Annotated in this window: 26 protein-coding genes; 15 read left to right on the top strand and 11 right to left on the bottom strand. The window is 35.9% G+C overall.

Annotated features, from left to right (window positions below; translation table 11 throughout):
* Position 1: 1 nt before the first annotated feature.
* Together crcB and ISU00_RS11890 are read right to left on the bottom strand one after the other, a co-directional pair.
* Positions 2-367 carry a fluoride efflux transporter CrcB gene (gene crcB / locus ISU00_RS11885; protein WP_228850880.1) on the bottom strand — a complete coding sequence of 122 codons (366 nt, stop codon included), beginning with the start codon at positions 365-367 and terminating at the stop codon, positions 2-4.
* Between the two features lies 1 nt (position 368).
* Positions 369-1397, bottom strand: coding sequence for an SRPBCC family protein (locus ISU00_RS11890; protein WP_228850881.1), 1029 nt, complete (start codon positions 1395-1397; stop codon positions 369-371).
* Positions 1398-1726: 329 nt separating this feature from the next.
* Between ISU00_RS11890 and ISU00_RS11900 the strand changes: the two genes are divergently transcribed.
* On the top strand, positions 1727-2113 hold the full coding sequence (locus ISU00_RS11900; protein ID WP_228850883.1) for a nucleoside triphosphate pyrophosphohydrolase family protein: 387 nt from the start codon (positions 1727-1729) through the stop codon (positions 2111-2113).
* Here ISU00_RS11900 and ISU00_RS11905 read toward each other — a convergent pair.
* Positions 2110-3156, bottom strand: a complete 1047-nt coding sequence (locus tag ISU00_RS11905) for a branched-chain amino acid aminotransferase (RefSeq protein WP_317174299.1) — start codon at positions 3154-3156, stop codon at positions 2110-2112. The two genes, ISU00_RS11900 and ISU00_RS11905, sit on opposite strands and share 4 nt — an antisense overlap.
* A 127-nt stretch (positions 3157-3283) precedes the next feature.
* Between ISU00_RS11905 and ISU00_RS11910 the strand changes: the two genes are divergently transcribed.
* From ISU00_RS11910 to ISU00_RS11920, 3 genes are all read left to right on the top strand, one after another.
* On the top strand, positions 3284-3811 hold the full coding sequence (locus ISU00_RS11910; RefSeq protein ID WP_228850885.1) for a DUF4920 domain-containing protein: 528 nt from the start codon (positions 3284-3286) through the stop codon (positions 3809-3811).
* Positions 3808-4482, top strand: a complete 675-nt coding sequence (mnmD, locus tag ISU00_RS11915; RefSeq protein ID WP_228850886.1) for a tRNA (5-methylaminomethyl-2-thiouridine)(34)-methyltransferase MnmD — start codon at positions 3808-3810, stop codon at positions 4480-4482. The genes ISU00_RS11910 and mnmD overlap by 4 nt, the downstream gene beginning before the upstream one ends.
* Before the next feature lie 74 nt (positions 4483-4556).
* Positions 4557-5465, top strand: coding sequence for a TIGR01777 family oxidoreductase (locus tag ISU00_RS11920; RefSeq protein ID WP_228850887.1), 909 nt, complete (start codon positions 4557-4559; stop codon positions 5463-5465).
* 48 nt (positions 5466-5513) lie between these two features.
* Here ISU00_RS11920 and ISU00_RS11925 read toward each other — a convergent pair whose 3' ends face one another.
* A complete protein-coding gene (locus ISU00_RS11925; protein WP_228850888.1) occupies positions 5514-6185 on the bottom strand; it encodes a YceI family protein in 672 nt (223 codons plus the stop codon).
* A 155-nt stretch (positions 6186-6340) separates the two neighbouring features.
* Between ISU00_RS11925 and ISU00_RS11930 the strand changes: the two genes are divergently transcribed.
* The 7 genes from ISU00_RS11930 to ISU00_RS11960 all read left to right on the top strand — a co-directional run bounded on the left by ISU00_RS11930 (position 6341) and on the right by ISU00_RS11960 (position 13412).
* Positions 6341-6907 carry a nucleotide exchange factor GrpE gene (locus ISU00_RS11930; protein WP_228850889.1) on the top strand — a complete coding sequence of 189 codons (567 nt, stop codon included), beginning with the start codon at positions 6341-6343 and terminating at the stop codon, positions 6905-6907.
* A 20-nt stretch (positions 6908-6927) separates the two neighbouring features.
* Positions 6928-8043, top strand: a complete 1116-nt coding sequence (dnaJ, locus tag ISU00_RS11935; protein WP_228850890.1) for a molecular chaperone DnaJ — start codon at positions 6928-6930, stop codon at positions 8041-8043.
* Between the two features lie 234 nt (positions 8044-8277).
* Positions 8278-9204, top strand: coding sequence for an ABC transporter ATP-binding protein (locus ISU00_RS11940; protein WP_228850891.1), 927 nt, complete (start codon positions 8278-8280; stop codon positions 9202-9204).
* Positions 9205-9206: 2 nt separating this feature from the next.
* The gene (locus tag ISU00_RS11945; RefSeq protein ID WP_228850892.1) at positions 9207-10520 is read left to right on the top strand and encodes an ABC transporter permease; all 1314 of its coding nucleotides are present in this window, start codon (positions 9207-9209) and stop codon (positions 10518-10520) included.
* A gap of 3 nt (positions 10521-10523) precedes the next feature.
* Positions 10524-11372, top strand: a complete 849-nt coding sequence (locus tag ISU00_RS11950; RefSeq protein WP_228850893.1) for a mechanosensitive ion channel family protein — start codon at positions 10524-10526, stop codon at positions 11370-11372.
* Entirely contained in the window at positions 11369-12247 is an 879-nt protein-coding gene (locus tag ISU00_RS11955) for a DUF6268 family outer membrane beta-barrel protein (RefSeq protein WP_228850894.1), read from the top strand. The genes ISU00_RS11950 and ISU00_RS11955 overlap by 4 nt, the downstream gene beginning before the upstream one ends.
* Position 12248: 1 nt before the next feature.
* On the top strand, positions 12249-13412 hold the full coding sequence (locus ISU00_RS11960; RefSeq protein ID WP_228850895.1) for a sigma-54-dependent transcriptional regulator: 1164 nt from the start codon (positions 12249-12251) through the stop codon (positions 13410-13412).
* 52 nt (positions 13413-13464) lie between these two features.
* Here the strand turns inward: ISU00_RS11960 and ISU00_RS11965 are convergent, their stop codons facing one another.
* A complete protein-coding gene (locus ISU00_RS11965) occupies positions 13465-14205 on the bottom strand; it encodes a hypothetical protein (RefSeq protein ID WP_228850896.1) in 741 nt (246 codons plus the stop codon).
* 127 nt (positions 14206-14332) lie between these two features.
* Between ISU00_RS11965 and ISU00_RS11970 the strand changes: the two genes are divergently transcribed.
* The 4 genes from ISU00_RS11970 to ISU00_RS11985 all read left to right on the top strand — a co-directional run bounded on the left by ISU00_RS11970 (position 14333) and on the right by ISU00_RS11985 (position 17678).
* Positions 14333-15211, top strand: coding sequence for a PPK2 family polyphosphate kinase (locus ISU00_RS11970; RefSeq protein WP_228850897.1), 879 nt, complete (start codon positions 14333-14335; stop codon positions 15209-15211).
* Between the two features lie 77 nt (positions 15212-15288).
* Complete coding sequence (locus tag ISU00_RS11975) at positions 15289-16695, top strand: M20/M25/M40 family metallo-hydrolase (RefSeq protein WP_228850898.1); 1407 nt, start codon at positions 15289-15291, stop codon at positions 16693-16695.
* A gap of 3 nt (positions 16696-16698) precedes the next feature.
* Positions 16699-17286: a DinB family protein gene (locus ISU00_RS11980; protein WP_228850899.1), complete on the top strand. Its 588-nt coding sequence runs from the start codon at positions 16699-16701 to the stop codon at positions 17284-17286.
* On the top strand, positions 17286-17678 hold the full coding sequence (locus ISU00_RS11985; protein WP_228850900.1) for a VOC family protein: 393 nt from the start codon (positions 17286-17288) through the stop codon (positions 17676-17678). The genes ISU00_RS11980 and ISU00_RS11985 overlap by 1 nt, the downstream gene beginning before the upstream one ends.
* Here ISU00_RS11985 and ISU00_RS11990 read toward each other — a convergent pair whose 3' ends face one another.
* The 6 genes from ISU00_RS11990 to ISU00_RS12015 all read right to left on the bottom strand — a co-directional run bounded on the left by ISU00_RS11990 (position 17679) and on the right by ISU00_RS12015 (position 26216).
* The gene (locus tag ISU00_RS11990; protein WP_228850901.1) at positions 17679-18452 is read right to left on the bottom strand and encodes a DUF1206 domain-containing protein; all 774 of its coding nucleotides are present in this window, start codon (positions 18450-18452) and stop codon (positions 17679-17681) included. It abuts the gene before it with no gap.
* A gap of 144 nt (positions 18453-18596) precedes the next feature.
* Positions 18597-19343, bottom strand: a complete 747-nt coding sequence (locus ISU00_RS11995) for a DUF6090 family protein (protein WP_228850902.1) — start codon at positions 19341-19343, stop codon at positions 18597-18599.
* Positions 19340-20065: a DUF6090 family protein gene (locus tag ISU00_RS12000; protein ID WP_228850903.1), complete on the bottom strand. Its 726-nt coding sequence runs from the start codon at positions 20063-20065 to the stop codon at positions 19340-19342. The genes ISU00_RS11995 and ISU00_RS12000 overlap by 4 nt, the downstream gene beginning before the upstream one ends.
* 157 nt (positions 20066-20222) lie before the next feature.
* A complete protein-coding gene (locus ISU00_RS12005) occupies positions 20223-23486 on the bottom strand; it encodes a S41 family peptidase (protein ID WP_228850904.1) in 3264 nt (1087 codons plus the stop codon).
* Between the two features lie 101 nt (positions 23487-23587).
* Positions 23588-24316 carry a hypothetical protein gene (locus tag ISU00_RS12010; RefSeq protein ID WP_228850905.1) on the bottom strand — a complete coding sequence of 243 codons (729 nt, stop codon included), beginning with the start codon at positions 24314-24316 and terminating at the stop codon, positions 23588-23590.
* Positions 24317-24590: 274 nt separating this feature from the next.
* A complete protein-coding gene (locus ISU00_RS12015) occupies positions 24591-26216 on the bottom strand; it encodes an arylsulfatase (protein ID WP_228850906.1) in 1626 nt (541 codons plus the stop codon).
* Positions 26217-26375 lie beyond the last annotated feature (159 nt).

Below are 26375 nucleotides of genomic sequence, written 5' to 3' on the forward strand. Positions count from 1 at the left end.
GTTAACGAACTAAAAACATTCCGAAAAACACGGCAAGAAAACCTACCACCAAAGATCCCAACGTGTAAAGTGCAAAATTAAATAAATCGCCTGACCTTAATAAGACATGGTTTTCATAAGCAAAGGTTGAGAAAGTAGTGAATCCACCACAAAAGCCAACTGCCAATATCAGTGTATATTGATGGGAAATGTGGGTGTTTTTTGCCACCCAGCCTAAGATTAAACCAATTAAAAAGCTACCGATAATATTTGCTAAAAAAGTCCCATAGGGAATTCCTGTTTTATGGGAATTCAAGTATAGGCTCAGTAGATACCTAAAACCACTGCCAATACCACCCCCAAGAAATACGAGCAAAAAGTTTTTCATATTATTGTTGATCCACAGCGATATAAATTTCCGTAATCCATTCCGCAGGATTTGGATTTTTGTTTGGGTCGGTTACGTATACCTCTAGCATTGGACCATTTTGAATTTGGGAGATTTCGTTCTGCTCGATGTATTGCAAGGCCTTTTCCCAAGTTTCAGTAAGATGTTCATAATTGCCTTTTAAGGTTGCTTTAACCGCTTTAAATGGTTCTAGTTGGCCAGTAAGGATGTCATCTTCAGATGTTATAACACGAGAGGTTGTGGGTATACAAAATGAAATGATAGCGGCATTATTCTCTGTATCCCATTTGTGAATATAGGAGAAGGGTGCACCGGCAAATGAAATATTATTAGATATTGCATAGCCCCCAACTTTTGGCATAAGCTCCCTCATTTTGCTTTCTACTTCATCAATTTTGCAGGAGCTAGTGGTATAAATATAAAATCCGCCACTATGGTCTACCAAACCATTAACTGATGAAGTGTATTTAGACATATCAGCAACAACGATACTATCTAGTTTGAACAAACCCCTTTCAAAATCGGGTGCCGTATTTTGTTCTATAGACCCCATAAATGTAGTATACATCTTCGTCATAAAATCCTGTTCTCCACTCATAGCCCAAGTTACTTTAGTGCCATTTTCTACAGATTCAAACTTCCAATCTATATTAGATTCAGAATTAAAGGGTTCTATAAAGACAATTTTTTGTTCAATTTCATCAAAAGGATCAGAATCTAGGGTTACCATTTTTCCTTTACCTAATACTTCTCCATCCCAAGAATAGGTGGCATGTTTACCTGCCGTAGTATCTCCATATGTAATTTTAGAAGTAGGCTCTTTTTCAATCCAAGGTGAAAATTCGGGCCAAAATTTATAATCATTAACCTTATTAAACACTACTGCCGGGGGCGCTTCAATAATTTTGCTTCTACTGAACTCAAATTCATTAGGTTGTACAGCTATATAAATTGAGGTGCCAATGATGAGAATGAGGAGAAGAAAAAAGAAATATTTTAGGATTTTCATTTGAGGAGAAGATTAGCTATGCCACAAATATAGAAAATTAAGGGTTACCTCACGAGAATGAGAAAATCAGGGAAATCCCCTCTATACAAACAAAAATTTAATTGCAACAATCATTAGAATGAACGCAATAAAAGCAATAAGAATCCAAACTGAGCCTTTATAATATTTACGGTGTAAATTTAAATCCTTACGATAGGTGTAGGCGATTATTATTATAAATGCAATGGCAAATAAAATCCCAAAAATCCATTGACCCGTACTAAACATATCTTTACTTTTAACCTAGTTATAGATTTGCAAAATTATTTAAAGTTTTTTATCCTCTTATTATGAAAGATAAAATTGATGCTGTAAAAGCTTTCCACACCGCCTTTAAATTAGGATATAAAGAGTCACCGTCTGCTGATTTGGGGCTTGAGAAAAATATGCTTCGATATAAGTTGATGCGTGAAGAAAATGAGGAGTACCTTGAAGCTGCTAATAATGGAGACTTAGTTGAAGTTGCGGATGCTCTTGGAGACATGCTTTATATATTGTGCGGAACAATAATTGAACACGGACTTCAACATAAAATAGAAGAAGTTTTTGAAGAAATTCAACGCAGCAATATGAGCAAGTTAGGAGCTGACGGTCAACCTATTTACCGTGAAGACGGAAAGGTCCTTAAAGGACCTAACTATTTTAAACCTGACATTGAATCGATACTTGGTAATTAATCGACTGCATAACGCCATCCATAAGGATCGTCGGCCTCATTGTATTGAATTTCGAAGATGGCATTTTTAATGATGCTGGCATAATCATTATCTAATGTAGGAAGATCATAGACCTTATCCTTAAAGCCAACCGCACTAACTTCACTTATTACAGCGGCAGTACCCGTTCCAAAAACTTCCAATAAATTATTATTTTCGGCAGCTTCAATAATTTCTGCAACTTTTACCGGACGGACCTCACAATCAATTCCTTTGTCTTGTGCAATTTGCAATACACTTTTCCGGGTTACACCATCTAATATCCTATCATTGGTAGGTGCTGTAATTAATTTGTCACCTATTCTAAAAAAGATATTCATGGTACCAGCTTCCTCAAGAAATTGGTGGGTATTTGCATCTGTCCAAATTACTTGTTGAAAACCTTTTTGTTTAGCCAAATTGGTAGGGTAAAATTGGCTAGCATAATTTCCTGCAGCCTTCGCAAAACCAACACCTCCATCAGCGGCACGGCTATATTTTTGGGCTATCATTACTTTTACCTTTCCTGCATAATAAGATTGGGCGGGAGAGCATATAATAATAAATTTGTATTCTTCTCCAGGTGATGCAGCAATCATCGGGTCAGAGGCAATCATAAATGGTCGGATATACAAAGAATTCCCTTTACCAGGTTTAATCCAATCACTTTCCAATTTTAGCAACGCCTCTAAACTTTGAAAGAAATATTCCTTTGGAAGCTCAGGCATAGCCAATCTTGCGGCCGATTTGTTAATACGGATGAAATTATCTTCAGGTCTAAACATCCAAATTTTCCCATCAGAATCCTTATAAGCCTTCATTCCTTCAAAAACTGCTTGGCCATAGTGGAAGACTCTTGCAGATGGTTGTAGTGTTAATTCACTATAAGGCTTAATATATGGTTCACTCCATTGCCCATTTTTATAGTCGCAAATAACCATATGGTCAGTGAAAACACTGCCGAATGGCAGATTGGAAAAATCAACTTTGTCGATTTTGGAAGTCTCTACTTTAGTAATTTTCATTGGTTTAGTATTTGCCTGTAACATCATCCTAAAATTTAACGCGAAAATAATAAATATTCATTTCAAAGCTTTATAAAACAAGGCTTAATCTATTATATTTACAATCTAATTTTAAGACTATCTATCAATGACTTACTTTAAAACTATTGTTCTTGCTACTCTACTAATTTCTGTTGTTTCATGTAAATCTGACGAAAAGGAGCAATCAAATGAAGAAAATATAAGTATTGAAGTGGCAACTGCCGAAAGTGGTTACAAATCTTTCGGGGAGTCTATTTCTAGTGAAGGTGCCCTTGCAATGAATAATGCTGAAGAAAAGTTTAAGAATTTGCAATTAGGTGATACCATCCCAATGAAACTATCTGCAGAAGTTGTGAAAGTTTGTCAAGCTAAAGGTTGTTGGATGACGCTCAACACGCCAGAAGGCGAAGAGGTCATGGTTAAATTTAAGGACTATGGTTTTTTTGTTCCAAAGGATATTGATGGCAGAGAGGTAATCTTAGATGGTAATGCGTTTTTGGAAGAGGTTTCTATTGAAGATCAGCGTCATTTAGCTGAGGATGCAGGCAAATCTGAAGAAGAAATTGCGGCAATTACAACACCTAAAAAATCTTTTGGTTTCGTTGCGAATGGAGTTTTAGTTTCCGGTGAGTGAAACGTAAAATTATAGAAACCGGAGACGGCTCTAAAACTATTAAAATACTTGATTGGAATGAGCAATACCATTCCGTACATGGCGCTATTTCTGAAGCACGTCATGTATATATCGATGCAGGCTTAAATTATGTACTGAATAACAATGTAGGCCAGAATTTATTTAATGTTTTAGAAATTGGCTTGGGTACTGGCCTCAATGTTCTGTTAACTTCCATTTATTTGGAAAAATTGGAGATTGAGGTAAATTATATTGGTGTAGAGGCCTATCCGGTGGAGGAAGAGGAATATCTTAATTTAAATTATCCGGAATTATTGGGAGATTATAAAGATATGTTTTTACAAATCCACCAAATTCCTTGGTCTATCCCTAAAAGAATTACTGATAATTTTTCATTGGAAAAAGTTCAATTACTATTTTCCGACATCACTTACGAAAATAAATTCGACCTGATTTATTTTGATGCATTCGGTCCCCGAGTTCAGCCCGAACTTTGGACGGAGGAAATATTCAAAAAAATGTATTCTTCATTGGCGCCTGGTGGCGTATTGGTGACTTACTCTTCTAAAGGAGATGTTAGAAGGGCTATGATGGCATCTGGATTTAATGTCAAAAAAATTCCTGGGCCACCTGGAAAGAGAGAAATGGTGAGAGCCTTAAAACTTCCTTAAATAGTGTAATGCTTGTGTTAAACCTTACTTAATAGGTTTTACTACCGTTATTGGAATTTTTATTTTTAGGGTTGATGAGAGTATTAATTACAGGAGCAACGGGTTTAATAGGCGCCGCTATCATAGAACAGCTCATTTCTATAGGTTGGAATGTTAATTTTCTAACCCGTTCTAAGGATTCTATCGATATGGCCAAATTTGGACAGGGATTTCTGTGGGACCCTGACAAAGGAACAATTGATTTGGCATGTTTTAAAGATGTCGATGTCATTATAAATTTGGCAGGTGCTACAATTGCAAAACGTTGGACTAAATCCTATAAACAAAAGATAATAAATAGCAGGACCCAATCTTTGGAGTTGTTATTTAAATCATTAAAACAATTGGATTGCGATGTTCAGCAAGTAATCTCGGCAAGTGCGATTGGCCTTTACCCTTCCTCGCTCACCAAATATTATGAGGAAAGTACGGATGAAATAGCATCAAATTTTCTTGGTAAAACGGTGGAAGTCTGGGAAAGTAAGGCTGACTTATTCAATCAATTGAACATTAAAGTATCTATAGTTAGGATTGGTTTAGTCCTGGATAATGAGGAGGGAGCTCTTCCCAAAATGGTTCATCCAATTAAATTAGGACTAGGGGCTGCATTTGGGAACGGTGATCAATGGCAATCTTGGATACATATAGAAGATTTAGCCGGTATTATGGTACATATTTTGGAAGAGGAGCTCGAAGGCGTGTTTAACGCGGTTGCGCCAAATCCTGTAACCAATAAAGAGCTGACAGAAACCATCGCCAAGGTTTTAAATAAACCCCTTGTTTTGCCAAACATTCCTAAGGCTATAATGAAACTAGGTTTAGGGGAAATGCATCAATTATTGTTTGATAGTCAACGTGTGAGCTCAGCAAAAATTGAAGAAACCGGATATAGTTTTAAATATCCTAACGTTCAACCAGCTTTGGAAGAACTTTTAAATAAATAAAAAAGCCATTCAAAATTGAATGGCTTTTTTATGATCTTATTATAAAATCTATGCTTTATTGGCGTTGATTGTAATTTTTAACTCAATATCATCATTGATAAAGTTGTCTCCAAGATTATCAAAAATAGATTTTGAACCGAAATTAACATCCCATTTTGTTCTGTCTATTGTAAAAGGCTCACTTTCTAAAACAACATTTTCGCCATTTTCATTGATGTTTACAGGGATGGTGATATTATTCTTTTTTCCTTTCAAGTTTAGGTTACCTGATAATAATGTTTTTCCATCGTCTCCCTTTGAAAATTCGGTTATCTCAAAGGTTGCAGTAGGGTATTCCCTTACGTTAAAGAAGTCTCCCTCTTTTCCTTCAACAGTACCCATAAGGTGATTTTCAAGGTTTGCTTTTCTGTTTCCTTCTAAATCATTAACCGCTATAGAGTTCATATCTATAATAAACATTCCGCTTTCAATGGTACCGTTATTTACTTTAAAAGAACCTTCATCAATACTTACAGTTCCGAAGTGATGGCTGGTTGGCTTAAAGCCTTTCCATTCTATTTTAGAGCTAGTAGTATCCACCGTGAAATCTATTCCTGTAGTTTCACTAACAGCAACTGTTTCAGCCTCTGAAGTTTCAGCTTCTTTGGCTTTGTCGTTGCAGCTAAATGACATAATGGTTACAGCAGCAATTGCCGTGTATTTTGCTAAATTAAAGTTCATGTTTTTAAAGTTTTAGTGTTTGGTGGACAAAACTAACCATAAGTTCACTCCATTTTTGCTAAAGAAATTATAAAATTGGAATATGACATTTTGACAATTTTATCAATAATGGCAGTACTTTTGCCATCATCAATGGAGTTAAAATTTTGAAAGAGATGAGCGAAAAAATTGAAGATATAAACGATCAATCGGAAAACGGTAATTTGGTAGATGACCAATTAGAAAATCATTCTGAAACAGATGACCAAAATAATGTTGAATTAGATGAGCCAACTGAGGAGGAGAAATTAAAAGAGGAACTTGGCAAGGAGCGCGACAAATTCATGCGTTTATTTGCAGAATTTGAAAACTACAAGAAGCGTACATCCAAGGAACGAATTGAGCTTTTTAAAACTGCTAATCAGGATGTAATGGTTTCATTATTGCCGGTCCTAGATGATTTTGATCGGGCATATGTAGAAATCTCAAAAACCAATGAGAAAAGTTTGCTTAAAGGAGTAGAATTAATCAGTAATAAATTACGTGATGTTCTAAAAAATAAAGGGTTGGAGGAAATGACTGTAACCCAAGGTGACTCTTTCGATTCAGAAATTCATGAAGCAGTCACACAAATTACTGCCCCTTCCAAGGAATTAAAAGGCAAAATTATTGATGTTATCGAAAAGGGATACAAATTAGGAGAAAAGATAATTAGGTATCCTAAAGTGGTGATAGGTCAATAAGAAACAAAAGAAATTTATTTATGAAAGAAGATTATTACGATATACTTGGCGTAAGCAAAGGAGCAACTGCTGACGAAATTAAAAAGGCCTATCGAAAGAAAGCCATAAAATATCACCCGGATAAAAATCCAGATAATAAAGAGGCAGAAACCAAATTTAAACAGGCTGCAGAGGCTTATGAAGTATTGAGTAATCCAGATAAAAGGGCGAGATACGATCAATTTGGTCACCAAGCATTTGAAGGAGCCGGTGGATTTGGTGGCGGCATGAATATGGATGATATCTTCAGTCAGTTCGGTGACATTTTTGGCAGTGCCTTTGGCGGAGGATTTTCGGGCTTCGGAGGAGGCTTTGGAGGAGGTCAAAGACGAGTTAAAGGGAGTAATCTTCGTATTCGTGTAAACCTAGATTTGGAAGACATAGCAAATGGCGTTGAAAAGAAAATCAAGGTTAAAAGAAAAGTTCAAGCACCTGGTACCACATATAAAACATGTACTAGCTGTAATGGTAGCGGTCAAGTAACCCGAATAACCAATACAATTTTAGGAAGAATGCAAACTTCATCACCCTGTACAGCATGTGGTGGAGCAGGTGAGGTAATTGATAAAAAACCATCCGATGCAGACGCACAAGGATTGAAGTTAGTAGAAGAAACTGTCTCAGTTAAAATCCCTGCTGGTGTTGTAGATGGTATGCAATTAAAGGTTACTGGTAAAGGTAATGACGCTCCCGGAAATGGTATCCCGGGCGATTTGTTGGTAGCCATACAAGAAAATGAACACCCTACATTGAAACGCGAAGGGGACAATCTCCATTATGATTTATATGTTAGTATTCCTGATGCGGTTTTAGGTGCCTCCAAAGAAATCGATACGGTATCCGGAAAGGTTCGTATTAAGTTAGATGCAGGTGTACAAAGCGGAAAAATTTTAAGGCTTAGAGGAAAGGGGATACCCAGCATAAACGGTTATGGATCAGGGGATTTGTTAGTTCATGTAAATGTTTGGACCCCGAAAACCTTAAGTAAACAACAGAGGGAATTCTTCGAAAACATGCGTAGCGACGATCATTTCGACCCTAAACCGGAAAGTTCTGATAAATCCTTTTTTGAAAAAGTAAAGGATATGTTTTCCTGACAAAGTTGTTTTTTGATAAAAAGTACTATATTTGACTATCACTAAATATTTAGTGGTAATTTTTCTTTTTCATAGCAATTTTTTCCCATCCTTATTTTTGATAAGGGTGGGTTTTGTTTTTTTAGGTTGTTCATTAACTATGTTGGTAGGGTACTTTTCGACATAATGTTGAGGTTCTAGGATTACATTTAATATCTTTACGAGCTACAACTAAAAAACTCATATTTCCATTCTATGGAGAATCTATTGGTTGCCGACTCCGTCTCCAAAAACTTCGGAAAATTTAAGGCCCTTAACAACGTTTCAATATCAGTTCCTAAAGGAAGTATTTTTGGACTTTTGGGTCCAAACGGAGCTGGAAAAACTACATTTATTCGTATTATCAATCAGATAACTATGTCAGATACTGGCTCGGTAATGTTGGATGGTGAACCATTGAAATCCTCCCATATCGAGGATATTGGTTATCTGCCAGAAGAAAGAGGATTATACAAAACCATGAAAGTGGGTGAACAGGCCTTGTATTTGGCTCAGTTAAAGGGGTTGAGCAAATCTGAGGCAAGGACTAGATTGAAATATTGGTTTGATAAATTAGAAATTGGCGATTGGTGGAACCGAAAAATTCAAGAATTGAGTAAGGGTCAGGCGCAAAAAATTCAGTTTATAGTTACAGTATTACACAAACCAAAATTGTTGATTTTTGATGAACCCTTTTCAGGTTTCGATCCTATTAATGCAAATCTTATTAAGGATGAGATACTACAATTGAGAAATGAAGGAGCTACGGTTATTTTTTCAACCCACAGAATGGAATCTGTTGAAGAGCTTTGTGACCATATTGCATTAATCCATAAATCAAATAAGGTTTTGGATGGTAAACTCATAGACATTAAACGGCAATACAAAACCAATACGTTTGAAGTAGGCTTGCAAACATCGGATGTTGATGATTTAACGCAAGATTTGAAATCTAAATTTGAGGTGTTGCCGGCAACTTTTAAAAACCTACATGACGATATAAAATTGAATATTAGACTTAAACCCGAAGAATCTTCTAACGATTTGTTACGATATTTAACAGGAAGGTCTGAAGTTCACCATTTTGTGGAGGTTATTCCAAGTGCAAATGAAATTTTTATTCAAACGGTAAGCAATAATTAATTATGAATCACCTAGGATTAATTATAGAGCGCGAATACCTTACTAAGGTTAGAAATAAAGCCTTTATAATAATGACAATTTTGAGCCCGCTTATTTTTATTGCGTTGATTATGGTGGTGGCTTACTTAACAAATTTAAATAATAGTAAGGAGCGTACGATAAGCATTTTAGATGAAACAGGGCTGCTCAAGGATGCTTTTGTAAATACGGATTTGGAAACTTATAAGTTTCGGGAGAATGTCGGTTTAGAGAATGCAAAGAGTCTGGTTAAGATGGATAAGGACTATGGACTTCTTTACGTCTCTAAAGGTAAGGATAGCCTTGAACTCACTAATGGTGTTGTCTTTTATTCTGAAGAAACACCCTCCTTAACCGTAATATCTGCACTTGAAAATATTGTTGAACAGAAACTCACCCAGATAAAGATGCAGCGCAATGGTGTAGATGTTGCCAAAATCAATAATTCTAGGGTACGGATAGATATAGACCAAGAAAGCTTTTCAGGTGAAACTTCTTCAAAACTTGATAATGTTTTGAAATTGGCTTTTGGAGGGTTATCGGGATATCTTCTTTTTATGTTCATAATTATATATGGTAATATGATAATGAGAAGTGTAATTGAAGAAAAAACCAGTAGGATTATTGAAATCATCATTTCATCTGTAAAGCCAATTCAATTGATGATGGGCAAAATTATTGGAACTTCTTTGGCTGGAATTACACAATTTGTGATCTGGTTAATTTTGGGTGGAATTGCAATGATCATTGTTTCTGCAGTTTTTGGTATTGATTTGGCTGCCATGCAAAGTCCACAGCAAGATCTTGTTAATCAAGCAATACAAGACCCAGCTGTTCAAGGAAAAATAGCTAATGGAATGTCGGCCTTTTTCAACCTTCCAATTTTAAACCTTATTTTGGCTTTTGTAGCGTTCTTTTTGGGAGGTTATTTATTATATAGCTCTTTATATGCAGCCATTGGTGCCGCAGTGGATAATGAAACGGATACTCAGCAATTTATGATGCCTATTTTGGTACCTTTAATTTTAGCTGTTTATGTCGGCGCATTTACTGTTATAGAAGATCCTCATGGTACCGTATCAGTTGTGTTTTCATTTATACCGCTTACCTCACCAGTGGTTATGTTGATGAGAATTCCTTTTGGGGTTCCGGTGTGGCAACAGCTATTATCTTTGGCCTTATTGATAGGAACTTTTTTATTAACGGTTTGGTTTGCTGCCAAAATTTATAGAGTTGGTATATTGATGTATGGTAAACGTCCAAGCTACAAAGAGTTGTTTAAATGGTTAAAGTATTAATGCATGAAGCGATTTAAGGAATTTCTCGATTATTCTATTTCTGTTACACAGGATGTAGAAATAACTGTTCGGGCAGTTCTTATTCTTTGTGTTGTTCTTATTTTCACGGCAGTTCTCCTGCGATTATTAAGGAGAATCTTAACCCGTAATCTTCCATTTGATGATAAGAAGAAATTCGATGCCGTCTTTTCCTTTGGGCGATGGGTTGTATATCTAATAATCATGCTAATTACCTTCCATACTTTGGGGGTAAATGTAACCGGTATTTTTGCAGCCTCAGCGGCCTTATTAATTGGTATTGGTTTAGCTTTGCAAACCTTATTCCAGGATATAATTGCTGGAATATTTATACTAATAGACCAAACGGTACATGTTGGTGATATTATCGAACTTGAAGGGAGAATTGGCAAGGTTGAGGAAATAAAGTTGAGAAGTACAAGAACCATTACTATAGATAATAAAGTTTTGGTTATTCCTAATCATCTATATCTAACCAATAGTCTTTATAATTGGACACAAAACGGAACTACGGTAAGAGATTCTGTTTCTGTTGGTGTGGCATATGGAAGTGATATTCATTTGGTTAAAGATCTTCTTACACAGGCTGCTACCGAGCACCCTGAGGTACTAAGCGATCCGCCTGTTACGGTGGTCTTTAAGGATTTTGGTGAAAGTTCCTTAGACTTTAAGGTAGTATTTACCTTGAATGATGGCTTTAGAGCACAATTTGTTCAAAGTGAAATACGTTTTAGGATTGATGAATTGTTCAGAGAGCATAAAGTTACCATACCTTTTCCTCAAAGGGATATTCATCTATTTCAACCAAAGCCAAATTCCGACAGTTCTATATGATCCATTTTAAATTATGGAGAAGTTTAATTCCGTTATTGATATCATTTCCTATTTGGTGCCAAACCACTGATCTTTTTAGGGTAGAATATCTTTATGTACCGAATAACAAATCCGATAACGAGATACAGCGTTTTAGAGGTTTGTTTCAGCTTCCAATTAAGGTGGGTGAAGGAAACTATTTGGTGGTCGGAGGAGAATACCATTATATTAAGTTAGATTTTCAGGACGTACCTTTTTCAACGGAGGACTTAGGCTCTGTACAGCGGTTCGAAGGCTGCTTGGGATATCTTTTTAAAACAAAAAGTGATTGGATATTTGGTGTTCGGGGTGGGTTGAGGATTGTTTCCAATTTTGAGGCAGAGATAGTCAATGAAGATTTAATTTACTTGCTTTCTGGTTATGCCATAAGGGATCGAAAAAAGAGTGAAAATTATGATGGCAAGAGAGATCGTTTTATCCTCGGCATTTTGTATACTTCCACTCCAGGAAGAAATTTTCCCTTGCCAATAATCAATTATTATCGGGAATTTCACCCTGATTGGACTTACACTTTAGGAATACCAAAAACCAATATCCGTTATAAATTCAATCAAAATAACCATGTACAAGCCTTTGTAGGTCTAGAAAACTTCTTTGCGAATATCCAGGCTAACAAAACGATAGATGGCAAACTGGCAGAGAATATTTCCATGACTACAGTTTTGGGAGGATTAGGTTATGAATATTATTTTACGGAACACTTATTGTATTACGGTTATGCGGGTTATACAATTCTTAATGATTTTAGGTTAAGAGATGACGATAGAAATACTATCTATACCATTGATGACCGCAATACAATGTATTTTAGAACAGGAATAAAATTTAAATTTTAGCATGCCAAAAATATTACTAATAGAAGACGAAGCGGCAATCCGAAGAGTATTGGTTAAAATTCTCACTGAAGAGAATGAGGCCTATGAAGTTGAAGAAGCTGAGGACGGTTTGGTAGGAATGGAAAAAATTAAGCAAACAGATTTTGACTTAGTCCTATGCGATATTAAAATGCCAAAAATGGATGGTGTTGAAGTTTTAGAAGCTGTAAAAAAATTAAAACCAGAAATACCAATTGTAATGATATCTGGTCATGGCGATTTAGACACAGCGGTAAATACCATGCGTTTGGGAGCTTACGATTATATTTCAAAACCGCCAGATTTAAATAGACTATTGAATACCGTAAGAAACGCATTGGACCGAAAGGAGTTGGTAGTCGAAAATAAAATGTTGAAGAAAAAGGTAAGTAAGAATTACCAAATGGTAGGTGAAAGCGATGCCATTCAACACATAAAAGATATTATTGAAAAAGTTGCAGGAACAGATGCAAGGGTTTTAATAACAGGTTCAAACGGAACTGGTAAAGAATTGGTGGCGCATTGGCTACATGAAAAAAGTGATCGTTCCAATGGACCTCTTATCGAAGTAAATTGTGCAGCAATCCCTTCAGAATTAATTGAAAGCGAACTTTTTGGACATGTTAAGGGTGCTTTTACAAGTGCTGTAAAAGATCGAGCTGGGAAATTTGAAGCAGCTAATGGAGGGACAATTTTCTTGGATGAAATAGGTGACATGAGTCTTTCAGCCCAAGCCAAAGTATTACGTGCCCTTCAAGAAAATAAAGTTCAAAGAGTTGGTAGTGATAAAGATATAAAGGTGGATGTCAGGGTGGTGGCTGCTACAAATAAGGATTTAAAGAAGGAAATTGAAGATGGAAAATTCCGTGAAGATTTATATCACAGATTAGCTGTTATTTTAATTCCTGTTCCACCATTGAATGACCGACGTGAAGATATTCCAATTTTAATTGATCATTTTACGGATAAAATAGCTTCAGAACAGGGCACCGCGAAAAAGAAATTTTCAGACAGTGCAGTTAGGTTGCTTCAAGAATATGATTGGACAGGTAACATCCGTGAATTGCGAAATGTAGTAGAGCGATTGATTATTCTTGGTGGAGCAGAAGTCTCGGAAACAGATGTAAAGTTATTCGCTTCAAAATAAAAAAAAGGCTGACCACTTGGTCAGCCTAAATAATTTAATTTCAACTACAAAATTAATCTTCACATTCATCTAAAGTAGCTATGTAATCAGAAGTAATATTCTTGATGGAAGAGATGTAGTATTTTCTAATTTCTTCCAAACTTTTAGTTTTCAGTATTTCTTTATTTTCTCTTTTAGGTTCTACAGTTTTTTTGCAGTCACAAGTCGAAAGTAAGTCATTATAAGCCTTTATACTGTTAGACAAAGCCGTTTCAGATTTAACGATAAGCTGTTCTTTGGCCAAGGATTGTTCCAATTGTTGTTGTTCTGCCAATTTTTGTTTTAACTGCTCTTGTTTCTTTTTCAGCGCTTCTTGTTCTTGTTGTAATCTCAATTGCTCCTCTTCAATTGAATCTAATTGAGTTACTTCATTTGATACACTGGATTCACCTGCAGTATAAAGATCTAAAGCCGTAATGATATCTTGGGCATAGGCATTTGCTTTTCCAACAAAATACTTGGCATCCGCAATTTTCTCAGTCGCGTCTAATTTTTTTAATTTTTCGATAGCTTGGTAGGTCCATTCACCAACATCTGGGCAATCGCAGGACTTCAGTGCCTTTTGCACTCGTTCAAAAGCATCTAAGGTTTTGTTACCATAATACTTAACATGGGTAACATTATTGGCATCTAATCCAGTTTTAGAATTTGAGAATGCATATACAATGTGGGCTTGGGCCGTACTGCAATCTTCTTGTGAAAATGCAGCAATAAAGGAAATAAAACACCCTATAAAAAAGTAGGTTTTTTTCATAGTAATTAAGTTTATATTAGGTTTTGGGCGGATTAAATGTACAAAAATTCGATAAAACACCATATTTTTAAAGAAAATTTTGAATTTCTCTACTTTCATATATTTAATTTCAAAACTTTAGAATGATATGGAATCCGTCGATATAAATCAGTTTATTGTTAGAAAGCCTATAGATCTATCAACCGTTCCTACTAATGTAGACTTAGGAGCTGATAAAAATACTTTGGAGAAAGCCTTGAAAACTGCCCGAATTAAATTGGGTAAAATTCAAGATGTAATGTATGCTCATGATAAGTATTCTGTCCTGGTATGTTTTCAAGGAATCGATACAGCCGGTAAGGATAGTATGATACGTGAGGTTTTCAAAGATTTTAATTCTCGGGGTATTACGGTACATAGTTTTAAGCAGCCCACAGATCTGGAGTTAAGCCATAATTATCTATGGAGACATATGGTGGCACTACCAGAAAAAGGCAGATTCGGAATATTCAATCGTACTCATTATGAGAATGTTTTGGTGACAAGAGTGCATCCACAATATATTTTGAATGAAAAATTACCAAATATTCATTCAGTGGAAGATATCGATCAGGCATTTTGGGAAATGCGTTTTCAGCAAATATTGAATTTTGAGCAGCTACTTGCAGAAAATGGTACCATAATTTTTAAATTTTTCCTTCATCTGTCTAAAGAAGAGCAAAAAGATAGATTGTTGAGACGCCTTAAAAAGCCAGAAAAAAATTGGAAATTTTCCCCTAGTGACCTAAAGGAACGCGAATTATGGGATGAATACCATAAATGTTATGAGGAAGCGATAAACAAAACTTCTAAACCTCATGCCCCGTGGTATACAATTCCTGCCGATAATAAGGCTGCAGCACGTTACATTGTCACTAGGATTATGTATAATACCTTAAAGAAATATAAGGATATTGTCCCACCTTCCTTAAATCCGGAAATTTTGGCAAATCTAGATGAGTATAAACGAAAACTGCAAAGCCAATAAAAATCTTTTCGAGAATATTTAACTTTGGCAATCAATTACTCAATTTCTTTTAAAATAATTCTAAGAACTAACTTTTCATGAAGAACCTTTTTTTTCTATTTGCCTTTGCCGTTTTTTCCATAACATTAACTGCTCAAAATGATGAAGACATCATAAAATCTATTTATTCTAATTCGTTAACAGATGGAATGAGCTATCATTGGTTAGATCATCTATCCAACCAAATTGGTGGTCGCTTGTCAGGATCCCTAAATGCGGAAAAAGCGGTTGAATATACTAAAACTGAGTTGGAAAAACTTGGATTAGATAAAGTGTGGTTACAACCGGTTATGGTCCCAAGATGGGTTCGGGGTGCACCTGAATATGCCTATATCCAGACGGAACCAGGGAAAACTACCGAAGTTAATATCTGTGCTTTGGGAGGTTCTATTGCTACGCCAGGCGCGGGTGTATTGGGTAATGTTATTGAGGTGAAGGGAATTGATGAATTAAAAGCATTGGGCAGGGAAAAGGTGGAAGGTAAAATTGTCTTCTATAACCGCCCTATGCAGGCAGATCTTATTAATACATTTTCGGCTTATGGTGGATGTGTGGACCAACGTTATTCGGGCGCAATGGAGGCTGGTAAGTTGGGAGCAGTTGGAGTAATTGTTAGATCTATGAATTTACGAATCGATGATCTACCCCATACAGGCGCCATGAGTTATGGAGATTTACCAATAAAACAAAGAATACCTTCTGCGGCTATAAGTACAAAGGATGCAGAATTATTGAGCGATATGTTGAAACTGTCTCCCGATTTAGAGTTTTTTTTCAGGCAGCATTGTCAGCAATTGGCCGATGTTCAATCCTATAATGTAATTGGAGAAATTACCGGTTCAGAATTTCCGGATGAATTTATGGTTGTTGGGGGGCATTTAGATTCTTGGGATTTGGGCGATGGTTCCCATGATGATGGTGCAGGTTGTGTTCAATCAATGGATGTGCTAAGATTATTGAAAAATTCTGGAATTAAACCCAAACGAAGCATTAGGGTTGTACTTTTCATGAATGAAGAGAACGGCATGAGGGGAGGTAATAAATATGCTGAAGTAGCAAAACAAAAGGGCGAGAACCATGTTTTTGCCTTGGAAAGTGATAGCGGTGGTTTTACACCTAGAGGCTTTAGTTTTGACTGCGATGATGCCTCTTTTAACAAGATTTCAGAATGGGCATCATTATTTAAGCCTTATTTAATCCATTATTTTGAAAAGGGTGGAAGTGGTGCTGACATAGGTCCTTTGAAAAAAGATGGAATGATATTGGCTGGTTTAAGACCAGATTCTCAACGGTATTTTGATCATCACCATGCCTCCAATGATACCTTTGATGCAGTGAACAAACGTGAATTGGAACTTGGAGCAGCGACAATGACCTCACTAATTTATCTTATTGATAAATATGGAACTTCAACAATTTCCAATACTCCTGAACTTAAAAACTAACTAATGCGCAACATTTATGGTAAACTAGCAGCACTATTCCTGTTTCCAATTATTGTATATTCTCAAAGGGCTAACGAACAACTGCCTTTTAGGGAAATTTCGGATTATCCTGAAGTCTATTCCGCTGAATCCGTTGTCACAAGACTTATTGAAGGGCTTGGATTTCGTTTTTATTGGGCAACAGAAACTATAAAGGATGAAGATTTGTTATATAAGCCTAGCGAAAGTGGGAGATCTTTTGGGGATACAGTCAACCATATTTATAGTTTATCTAATGTAATTTTGAATGGTGTTTTGAGTCAGCCTAATTCAGGATCTGCGGAAGAATTATCTTTTGAAGCCAAGCGTAAAGCAGTTCTCCTAAATCTTCAAAAAGCTATTGATGTTATTAATGAAGGTAAAAAACTGGATGAGATGAAGACTGTATTTCCAAGTTCAAATGGAACTAATGAATTCCCATTTTGGAATCAAATTAATGGACCTATTTCAGATGCCATCTGGCATTGTGGTCAATTGGTTGTTATGCGGAGAGCATCTGGAAATCCTATTCCTTCTGGTCCTAGTTTTTTCAATGGTAAAGTAAGACAGTAATGGAAAACAAAGGGTATTTAAAGCATATTCATCCAGTATTACCAGTTCAGAATGTAGTTGCTGCATTGTTTTTTTATGTGAATAAACTAGGCTTCGATATTCTTTTTGCAGATGATCCGGACGAGCCTAAATATGCGGGAATAGCTCGGGATGGTATACAAATTCATTTGCAATGGCATGATGCTAAGGAGTGGGAGGTTGAAGTAGACCGACCTATGCTGCGTATAGAAACCGAAAATGTGGATGCTCTATTTACTGAATTAAATGAGAAAGAAGTGTTCCATAAGGATACCAAATTAATGAATTCCCAGTGGGGTACTCGAGAATTTGGGTTTTATGATCTTTATAAAAACGGACTTATATTCTATACCAATCTCACGTCTACGACCTAATCATCTTACGGCAATAGAAGGGTATTTTGCTTTAATAAACATATAAATACCATAACCTATCAATCCAATTGCAACGAATCCTAAGGCAATGGAACCAAATTCATTTTGTATATAACTAAATGCGTCTGTTTGGGTGCTAATGTTGTTGCTTGAGTTTAGGCCTGACCTTATTGTTAAATATGCCATTAATGCAAAAACAATACCCCTAGCGGTATGACCGAATTTTCCTGAATTTATCAATAACTTTTGTTCTTTGCTGTTCATTCCTGTTTCCTGCACTTCTTCCCTGTATTTACCGGAGTAAGCTCGGTATAAGTCATAGATGGCTTTAATGCCTGTTCCTATACCTACTATCAGTGCAATGGTATCTCCATTTGATCCGGATAATAAAGTCGATGTTAGGGAGGAGCTGCTGCTAGAGCCTCCTGAAAATGCCAATTTAAAAGCATAAACTGCCAATCCACCATAAAGCAGACCACTAATAAAGTAGGCGACTCTCATTGCATAACCCTTAAAATCGTTACTTAGGTTTTTAGGATTGGCAAAGGTTTGGTAAAATCTCCAAAATACATATCCTAGAAGTCCCAATCCCATCAAAATTATTAGAGCCTGACCGAATGGTTGCTTTGTCAGATATTGAAGTGCCCCCGTACTACCAGCTTTTTGACCGCCTTGTCCAAAGGCTGCCATAGCGGTTAATATTCCTATTATGCAATACACAGCACCTTTAGCCGCCATACCTAATCTGGCGAAAGTTTTTTTATGAGAACTCATCCTTATAGTTTTTAGTTTTAATCGATTTCAATAACAACTAAAATTTATAATTGAATTTGTTCTAATCAATCTTTGTTTGTCTGTAACGCAAATTGGCTTCAAATTTTACAATAAACACATATAAGTAATTTTAAACCTTATCCGTTATTCTAGCTTTCCTATTTCTGAATCGAGAAGATCTTTAAGTTTTTCTATTTTTTCAAGCCTATCATTACAATCAATAGTCTGGTTCGTCATCATTGCCTTGGCCTCACTGATGAAACCAAATATAATTTCATCTTTTCTGAAATCATTTGCAGAAATTGATGGTAAGGCATTTTCAAACCCATAAAATTGTTTTATGCCTTCATTTGTAATTATTTTTGGACTTAAATAGGCCGTCAATTCTCTGGTTTTCAGTTTTATTTTTTCTTGAACAGATTCAGGGTCTGTTGAATAATATGAGGTTAATTTTTGACGCAATTCTAAGTTGGAAATAATGCTTATGTTATCTGCCGAATTCATATTCTTAAATGCAATTGAATTTATAGAATACATATCAAACTCTGCGATAACTGGTATCAGCTGGCGAACATAAATATTGAGATTTTTAGGAGGATTATTAAGATCGTAACTTCTAATAATTGTATCGTAAACCGCTTGTTTCATTTCATTGAAATTAATGACCTGCCTAAGTTTTAAAGAGTCGGATTTAAGATTGGTCTTAATTTCCCTTAAATAGTTCAATTCCTTTTTCCGTTCATTTCTATAATTGTTCCAATTATTTATTTGAAGGGCAATTAAAATACCAATGACCACCAATATAATTTCTCCTAAAGCGTATTTTATATAATTTCCTGTTTTGCCCATATTAAAGGATTGCCACTTGAAATAACGCAATAACCTGCTCACTTTTCGAGGTAATTAATTTCTTGATTAATCTGTTCAAGAAGCCTTTCAATCTCACTAAGCAAATAATTGCAAGTTTCTATAACACCCTCTGATAAAGGAATTGTTTCAAATAAATACACAAATAGTTGTTGGTCTTTTTTATAATCTAGCTGATCATTCTTAGGAAAATTTGAATCCAGTTTTAACGCGTCTTTGATGGATTCATAGGTTGTTAATTTTGGAGAAACATAATCTGTTAAATTGCGGGTTTTCTGTTTTATGCGTTCTTCTAAGCCTTCAGTGGATATATTATAGTAGGACACGAGGCTATTGCGTAATTCTTCATTTTCAATGATGGCCAAATTTTCCACCGATTTCAAATTGTCAAAAGCTGTAGAATTAATACGTGGAATGTTATATTGAACAATTTTCAGAAAGTTTCTTGCCAAAACCTTAATCAGTTTTTCAGGCCTACTATCTTTTGAAAAGAGCTGTGGGATTGAATCTTGGAAAAATTTAATTTTTTTTTCGTTGAACGCGATTACCTCTCTAATATCGATGGAGTCGGACACTAAATTATTTCTGATTTCTTCGAGATAATTGACTTCCTTTTTTCGATCTAACCTTGTTTGATTCCAATCGTTAATCTGCAGAGCTATTAGAATACCGATAACCACCAAAATAATTTCACCTAGGGCATAAAGTAGATACCTTATAATTTGCTGGGATTTTATTTGTTGCATTCTAAATTTTCTGAATAATTTCAAATGTCCTCTTCCTTATTATGGTTTTTCTTTTTGCTTTTCTTCATACTGATATATCTAGATAGAAGCCTTACGCCTAATCGTGCGAATAGAATAATCGCAATAACAGTAACTATGTCAAAAACATCCAAGAGATTTAATTTTTAGTTTTTATTGGATAAGGAGGTCGAGCCATTTTTTTAGGGGGATTTTTCTTCAATTGTTCTAAAATAACTTCAATAGCTTTCTCTAATTGAGGATCTTTTCCTGCAATAACATCCTTTGGTGTTTGCTGTACTTCTATATCAGGAGCCACGCCTTCATTTTCAACCCTGAATCCATTTTCAGAATAAAAGGCAACATTAGGCGCAGTAACAATTCCACCATCAATAAATTCTGGATAACCCAAAACGCCTACCAATCCACCCCATGTGCGGGTACCGATTAAGGTTCCAACATTATATTTTCTGAACATCCAAGGTAAATAATCGCCACCGGACCCCGCATACTCATCAATTAGCATAACCTTTGGTCCCTGTATGGAAGCATTAGGTGCTTTTAAATCTTCTCCATATCTAAAATTCCAATAAGATTGAAGAGGTTTTTTTAGCATATCAATTACATAATCTGCTAATTGTCCGCCTCCATTAAAACGTTCATCAACAATAATAGCATCCTTATTTGCCTGTGGATAAAAATAACGTTTGAAATATTCATGGCCGGCATATGCAGTATTAGGCACCCATACATAAGCAACTTTTCCGCCTGTGGCAGCATCAACTTTTTTAATATTGCCTTCCACCCAATCTCGATTTCTCAGGGCATATTCATTGGAAATTGTGGTAACTTTCTCCTTTCTTGAATCCTTGAAACTTGTAGTGGGACTAACTGTCAGGGTCACAATTTTATTGGCAGAATTCTCGAAAAATTTATAAAAATTGTCTGTGCCTTTTACCTCATTTCCATCCACAGCCAATATATAATCGCCAACATTAATGTTTACCCCAGGTTCTGTTAAAGGTGATCTTAATTGCGGGTTCCAATTTAATCCTCCATATATTTTAGTGATTCTGTAAAGATCATTTTCAATTTTAAAATCTGCACCCAATAGTCCACCTTGAATATTTTGGCTTTCATTCATGCTATCACCTCTTGAAGAGAATCTATGATGGCCAACAGCCAATTCTGAAAACATCCATTCCATAACTTCATAGAGATCACTTTTAGCGGCAACATCTGGCAAGAATTGCTCGTATTTCTTTTTCATATCGATCCAATCCACTCCGTGCATTCCTGGATCATAGAAATAATCTCTATTCACTCGCCAAGCTTCATTGAATATATTTTTAAATTCCGCTTGGGGATTTATCTTAATTTGAATTCCATCTACGTTAATTGGCTTTTTATCTGGATTTTCGGTAAGGGTTGTTATTCCCCAACTGCCATTAACATAATAAAATGCTTTTTCACCATTTGCGGCGAGATCGTAGCTGTTTACATCTATAATAGAAATTGCTTTTTTATCCTTTAAAGAATATTTTTTTAGTTTGCCTGGTTGTTGTCCATGCGGTATTTCTTCAATAAAAAGCAATTCTCCTTCCTTAGGGGAAGAGAGATCGTGATATAGGCCTGGTGGTAATGGAATGTCTATAATTCTATGATCTAAACCATCTAGATCAATTTTGAATTCTGGTTTTGCAGGTTCTTTAAGGTTCTCTTCATCTCGTTTCTTTTTAGCTTCTTCTTTTTCTTCTTTTTGTATTACTTCAACGTCATTTTCTTTGAAGAAAGGTGAGGTAACGTCTTTTTGAAGGGTAACAAGATAAAGGCTATTGGTAAATTCCATATCCTGGTTAGACTGATCGAACCAGTTAACCACTGGTCCTGCGTCTGTAGAGGCAGTCATATATAAATACTTTCCACTGGCATCAAAAGTTGGGTCTGAGACATTGCTATAACCATCTGAAACAGGATAACTCTTTCCGTCTTTTAACGAATATAAATAGGCTCGTTCAAAATTGGTCTCAGTAATAAGGGTATAAACTAACCAATTGGAATCATAGGACCAATCTCCAAATAATTCTCTGAAAACCCCAGGTGTATATAGCACATCGGAAGCGACCTTCGTAGTTTTATTAGTTTCCCTATTATGAAAATATAGTGATCGGCTATTGTCCACGAAAGCCAACTTTTTACTATCTGGAGACCAATGAATATTGGCATAAAATCCTGCCCCATTTAATGGTATTTTTTTTGTGGCAGTTTGTTCATTTTGGTCATATAAATGCAGTGCATATTCTCCAGTTTCATCTGAAAAATAAGCAATTGTCTTACCGTCTGGAGACCAGGTAGGTTCTTTTTCATGCACCCCTGGCGTGTTTGTAATATTATCTGTATCACCTTTTTCAGCAGGAACAGTAACAACATCTCCTCTGAAATCTACAACTATTCTTGCAGCCGTAGGTGAAACTGAACCGGATCGGATATATCTTTTACCACTTACAAATCGTGGTCTTAATTCTAATAAATCTGTGGCAATACCTATTTTTAGTTGTTGGGTTGCATCTGTATTAGGGTTTAAAGTATGTAAGTAACCAGCTTGCTGAAATAATAGTTCACTTCCATTACTGGCAAAATCTAGCACAGGAAAATCTTTATAGTTTGTATGTCGGGAAACAGTTTTGGAGTTTAAATCATAACTATACAGATTAAATTCTCCATCTCTATCACTTTTAAAATACACTTTATCACCTACCCACTGAGGTCTAGTATCGTTAGCTCCACCTTGAGGTTTTGGAATTTCTACGACATCATAGGTCTTTGTATCAAAAATCCAAATTTTGGATTCGGTACCACCCCTATAATGTTTCCATTGGTTGAAAGCTTCATAGGCAGGGGTATAGGCTATTTTTGAGCCATCTTTATTATAAGCTGCCCAAAACGCTCTCGGGATTGGTAATTGGGTAATTTTTCCTCCATCCACACTTACGGTAAATAATTGAATATGTCTGTTGGTAAATACCTTTCTTTGGGAACCAAATAATACAGATTTTCCATCAGGAGTAAAATCACGTACTAAATCAGGGCCGGGATGAAACGTAAGACGTTTAGGAATGCCGCCTGATGAAGGGATTACGAAAACATCATTATTGCCGTCGTAACTAGCACTGAAAGCAATTGTCTTTCCGTCAGGAGAAAATACAGGACTCCCCTCAACCCCTTTATCGATGGTTAATCGCTTTGGGTTGCTTCCATCTTTATTCGCAACCCATAAATCCTCTGCATAAATAAATGCAATTTGGGAATCACTAATGGCTGGTTGAGCCAATAGGCGAGTGTTTTCAGTATTAATTGTTGAATTTTGGGAAAAAGAATTGAAGGCAATAAGAATTCCTATTGCTGTTGTTAGCATACGTTTCATTAGAATTAATTTGAATCAAGAGTTGATTAGTAAGTACATAAATATAACAAATAAAAGGCACCTATTGGTGCCTCTTAAAATTAACTTAGTTAAAGGTTGTGCTAGTTGTTATTATGGCTTAAGTTATCATTCCTTCTATAAATGTAAGACCACGATTTTTCTAACGAGTTTCTAAATTTATTCCTCATTTCATTCATTTTTGCTTCACCATGTTCCTTTGCATAAAAATCCCAAGGGCCATCATTATCTTCATCCATAGCTGCAAAATTTTCAAACGTTGAAACAACAAAGTAATCTGGACCTTCGCCCCCAATTACATTAAACCAAGTTCCCATACGATCTTTAGCATGTTTTCTGTAGACAGAATTTACGTCATTCACTACACTTCGGAAGTCCGCTCCATTATCGACATCAAAATAGGTTATCCATAATACGGGATGGTTTGTGGGTGTTTCTCTGGTCCACCGTGGCAATAATCGACTTATTGTTGTTTCTGAAGATTCTATGGCAGGCATTATTTCGGCAAAAACTATAGGATCGCATTTTTCGGAAATTTGTGGTTCGGAATTTTCGTCGAAAGCGGCCCAATTATCATTAAAAAAGCTTATCCCAACTGCATTTCCTTTTCCTTGTAAACGATTCCAAACATTCCATTCATTTTTTCCTCCATTATCTACATAGCATTTTTTCCATTTTTCCATACCATCATAAAATTTCTTTTGATGGCCTTCCTTAATGGTAAATTGATAAACGGTTAGAATTGGTCCATCTTCTTCTTGAGAAAACATTAAGATGGGTAGGATCAGGGCTAGAACTAAAAACTTTTTCATTGTTTAAGGTTTTGGTTAGTAAAAAAATATAACCATAATCGAGTAGGGTAATACTAGAAAAATTGGGGTGTCCTTAGGGGGTGGGGGAATTTTTTTTGGAGAACTAAAAGATAAGGAAAAAATAATTATAAAACTTAGAACAACATTAGAAAAACTCGTTTCCACGGCATAAAAGAATTTCAATAATGGAATGATAAAAATTTAGGCCTGCTTATTGTTTGAATATTGAATAAATCCTTATTTCTAAAAAATTACTAATTGGTCTTGTAAAAAATTAATCGTCATAATTATCCAGGATTTGCATATCCGATTGTCCTTGGTGCCATAATGCAATCAGACGTTTTTTCACATCGGGATATTGGCCACTAACATCCTGGCTTTCCATAGGGTCATTTTTCAAATTATATAATTCGAATTCCCTATTGTCTGTAGGACGAAATGATTGAACCAATTTCCAATCTCCTTGACGAATCATCGATCGTAGGGCATGTTCAATGGACCATATTTCATCGCTTGCATGGATCTTTTCGGTCGCACCAACCATATACGGTAAAGCACTTTTGCCAGTATAATTTCTAGATGTTCCCGTTAGCTCTTGAAATGATTTTTTAACCCCTGCAATTTCATAGAAGGTGGGTGCCCAGTCGGTCAGTTTCATAAATTCCTTCACCTTTTGTCCTTTTCTGTTGGAATTAGGTAATTTGATAATCATTGGCACTCTTAAGCCTCCTTCATAGGAATATTGTTTGTGATATCGAAATGGGGCCGAACCTGCTTCCGCCCATTCTTTGTCATAGGAAACAAAGGAGATTGGGGTTCCCATATCTTCATACTTATCTGAATATTCTTTTTGAAGAAGCTCCATGAAACCGGGTCTATAATAAAAATTTTCAGCAGCCGCACCATTATCACTTACAAACACAATTACTGTGTTTTCATATTCACCCATATCCTTCAAAACTTTAATAAGCCTTCCAACATGATAATCCAGATTGTCTACCATTCCGGCATAAAGTTCCATTTTTCGCGCTTCAATTTTTCTTTTCATGGGTGATAAAGAATCCCAAGGGGCTATATTTGGGTGAAGGGGAGGTAATTGGTGATTATCTGAGATAATTCCGGCGATTTTGAGTCTCTGCAAATTTCTTTCTCTTAGTTTAATGTACCCTTCGTCATATCGACCTTCATATTTTTTCCAATAAGCCTCATCTACTTGTAGAGGCCAATGAGGCGAAGTATAGGCTGCAAAGGCAAAGAATGGTTGTCGTTTTACCGCCCCATCTTTAATGTATTTTATAAGTGAATCTGTATAAACTTGGGTAGAGTAAGCACCTTTTGGCCAATCTGAAGGTTTCCCATTGTTCGTGTAAATAGAAACAGGATCATTATTTTGTATTCCTACATTACTGTAATGACTCCCCGCCCCTTGGAGGAGAACAAATGAATTATCGAATCCTTTGGCTTGTGGGTTTTGATAATCTTTTTTTCCTAAATGCCATTTTCCTGCCATATAAGTTTGGTACCCCACAGTTTTTAATACTTCCGGGATTGTTTTAACACGGTCGGTAAGATACCCCTCATAACCCCATTTATGTTCTTGTCGATAAAATTGACACCCAACACCAGCCAAATGGTTGTCAACTCCTGTAAGAAGAGATGCTCTGGTGGGCGCACAGGAGGGCATGGAATAATAATTGGTATAAATGGTTCCCTCTTCGGCTAACTGATCAATATTTGGTGTTTCAATGTCACTACCAAAACAACCTAGATCAGCATAACCTAAGTCATCTGCCACAATCAATAAAATATTTGGTGGTTGTTCAGATTGACCATAGGAGTGAAGGAATGGGAATAATAAAACAATGCTAAGGAGAAGGGGATTTAAAACCTGTTTGGCCATAAAATTAATTATTAATGTAAGTCGGTATTTAAGAAGTTCGTGGGGGAGAGCTGTCTGAAATATACAAAATTTGCAAGTTTTTTCTTTATTTCATTTTTTTGAAAAGTCTTGAAAAGTATCGTTTCTTTATTCTTTTGTAACCCTTAAGTTTGTAGGTCT

It is taken from the genome of Aegicerativicinus sediminis (genome assembly GCF_015476115.1).
Taxonomy (GTDB): Bacteria; Bacteroidota; Bacteroidia; order Flavobacteriales; family Flavobacteriaceae; genus Aegicerativicinus; species Aegicerativicinus sediminis.

Coding starts and splice junctions, on each gene's coding strand:
- ISU00_RS11985 (WP_228850900.1), top strand. CDS start 17,286: ATGGAAAACAAAGGGTATTTAAAGCATATTCATCCAGTATTACCAGTT.
- ISU00_RS11920 (WP_228850887.1), top strand. CDS start 4,557: ATGAGAGTATTAATTACAGGAGCAACGGGTTTAATAGGCGCCGCTATC.
- ISU00_RS11980 (WP_228850899.1), top strand. CDS start 16,699: ATGCGCAACATTTATGGTAAACTAGCAGCACTATTCCTGTTTCCAATT.
- dnaJ (WP_228850890.1), top strand. CDS start 6,928: ATGAAAGAAGATTATTACGATATACTTGGCGTAAGCAAAGGAGCAACT.
- ISU00_RS11970 (WP_228850897.1), top strand. CDS start 14,333: ATGGAATCCGTCGATATAAATCAGTTTATTGTTAGAAAGCCTATAGAT.
- crcB (WP_228850880.1), bottom strand. CDS start 367: ATGAAAAACTTTTTGCTCGTATTTCTTGGGGGTGGTATTGGCAGTGGT.
- ISU00_RS12010 (WP_228850905.1), bottom strand. CDS start 24,316: ATGAAAAAGTTTTTAGTTCTAGCCCTGATCCTACCCATCTTAATGTTT.
- ISU00_RS12005 (WP_228850904.1), bottom strand. CDS start 23,486: ATGAAACGTATGCTAACAACAGCAATAGGAATTCTTATTGCCTTCAAT.
- ISU00_RS11910 (WP_228850885.1), top strand. CDS start 3,284: ATGACTTACTTTAAAACTATTGTTCTTGCTACTCTACTAATTTCTGTT.
- ISU00_RS11905 (WP_317174299.1), bottom strand. CDS start 3,156: ATGAAAATTACTAAAGTAGAGACTTCCAAAATCGACAAAGTTGATTTT.
- ISU00_RS11960 (WP_228850895.1), top strand. CDS start 12,249: ATGCCAAAAATATTACTAATAGAAGACGAAGCGGCAATCCGAAGAGTA.
- ISU00_RS11990 (WP_228850901.1), bottom strand. CDS start 18,452: ATGAGTTCTCATAAAAAAACTTTCGCCAGATTAGGTATGGCGGCTAAA.
- ISU00_RS11940 (WP_228850891.1), top strand. CDS start 8,278: ATGGAGAATCTATTGGTTGCCGACTCCGTCTCCAAAAACTTCGGAAAA.
- ISU00_RS11945 (WP_228850892.1), top strand. CDS start 9,207: ATGAATCACCTAGGATTAATTATAGAGCGCGAATACCTTACTAAGGTT.
- ISU00_RS11965 (WP_228850896.1), bottom strand. CDS start 14,205: ATGAAAAAAACCTACTTTTTTATAGGGTGTTTTATTTCCTTTATTGCT.
- ISU00_RS11975 (WP_228850898.1), top strand. CDS start 15,289: ATGAAGAACCTTTTTTTTCTATTTGCCTTTGCCGTTTTTTCCATAACA.
- ISU00_RS11925 (WP_228850888.1), bottom strand. CDS start 6,185: ATGAACTTTAATTTAGCAAAATACACGGCAATTGCTGCTGTAACCATT.
- ISU00_RS11900 (WP_228850883.1), top strand. CDS start 1,727: ATGAAAGATAAAATTGATGCTGTAAAAGCTTTCCACACCGCCTTTAAA.
- ISU00_RS11950 (WP_228850893.1), top strand. CDS start 10,524: ATGAAGCGATTTAAGGAATTTCTCGATTATTCTATTTCTGTTACACAG.
- ISU00_RS12000 (WP_228850903.1), bottom strand. CDS start 20,065: ATGCAACAAATAAAATCCCAGCAAATTATAAGGTATCTACTTTATGCC.
- ISU00_RS11930 (WP_228850889.1), top strand. CDS start 6,341: ATGAGCGAAAAAATTGAAGATATAAACGATCAATCGGAAAACGGTAAT.
- ISU00_RS12015 (WP_228850906.1), bottom strand. CDS start 26,216: ATGGCCAAACAGGTTTTAAATCCCCTTCTCCTTAGCATTGTTTTATTA.
- ISU00_RS11955 (WP_228850894.1), top strand. CDS start 11,369: ATGATCCATTTTAAATTATGGAGAAGTTTAATTCCGTTATTGATATCA.
- ISU00_RS11890 (WP_228850881.1), bottom strand. CDS start 1,397: ATGAAAATCCTAAAATATTTCTTTTTTCTTCTCCTCATTCTCATCATT.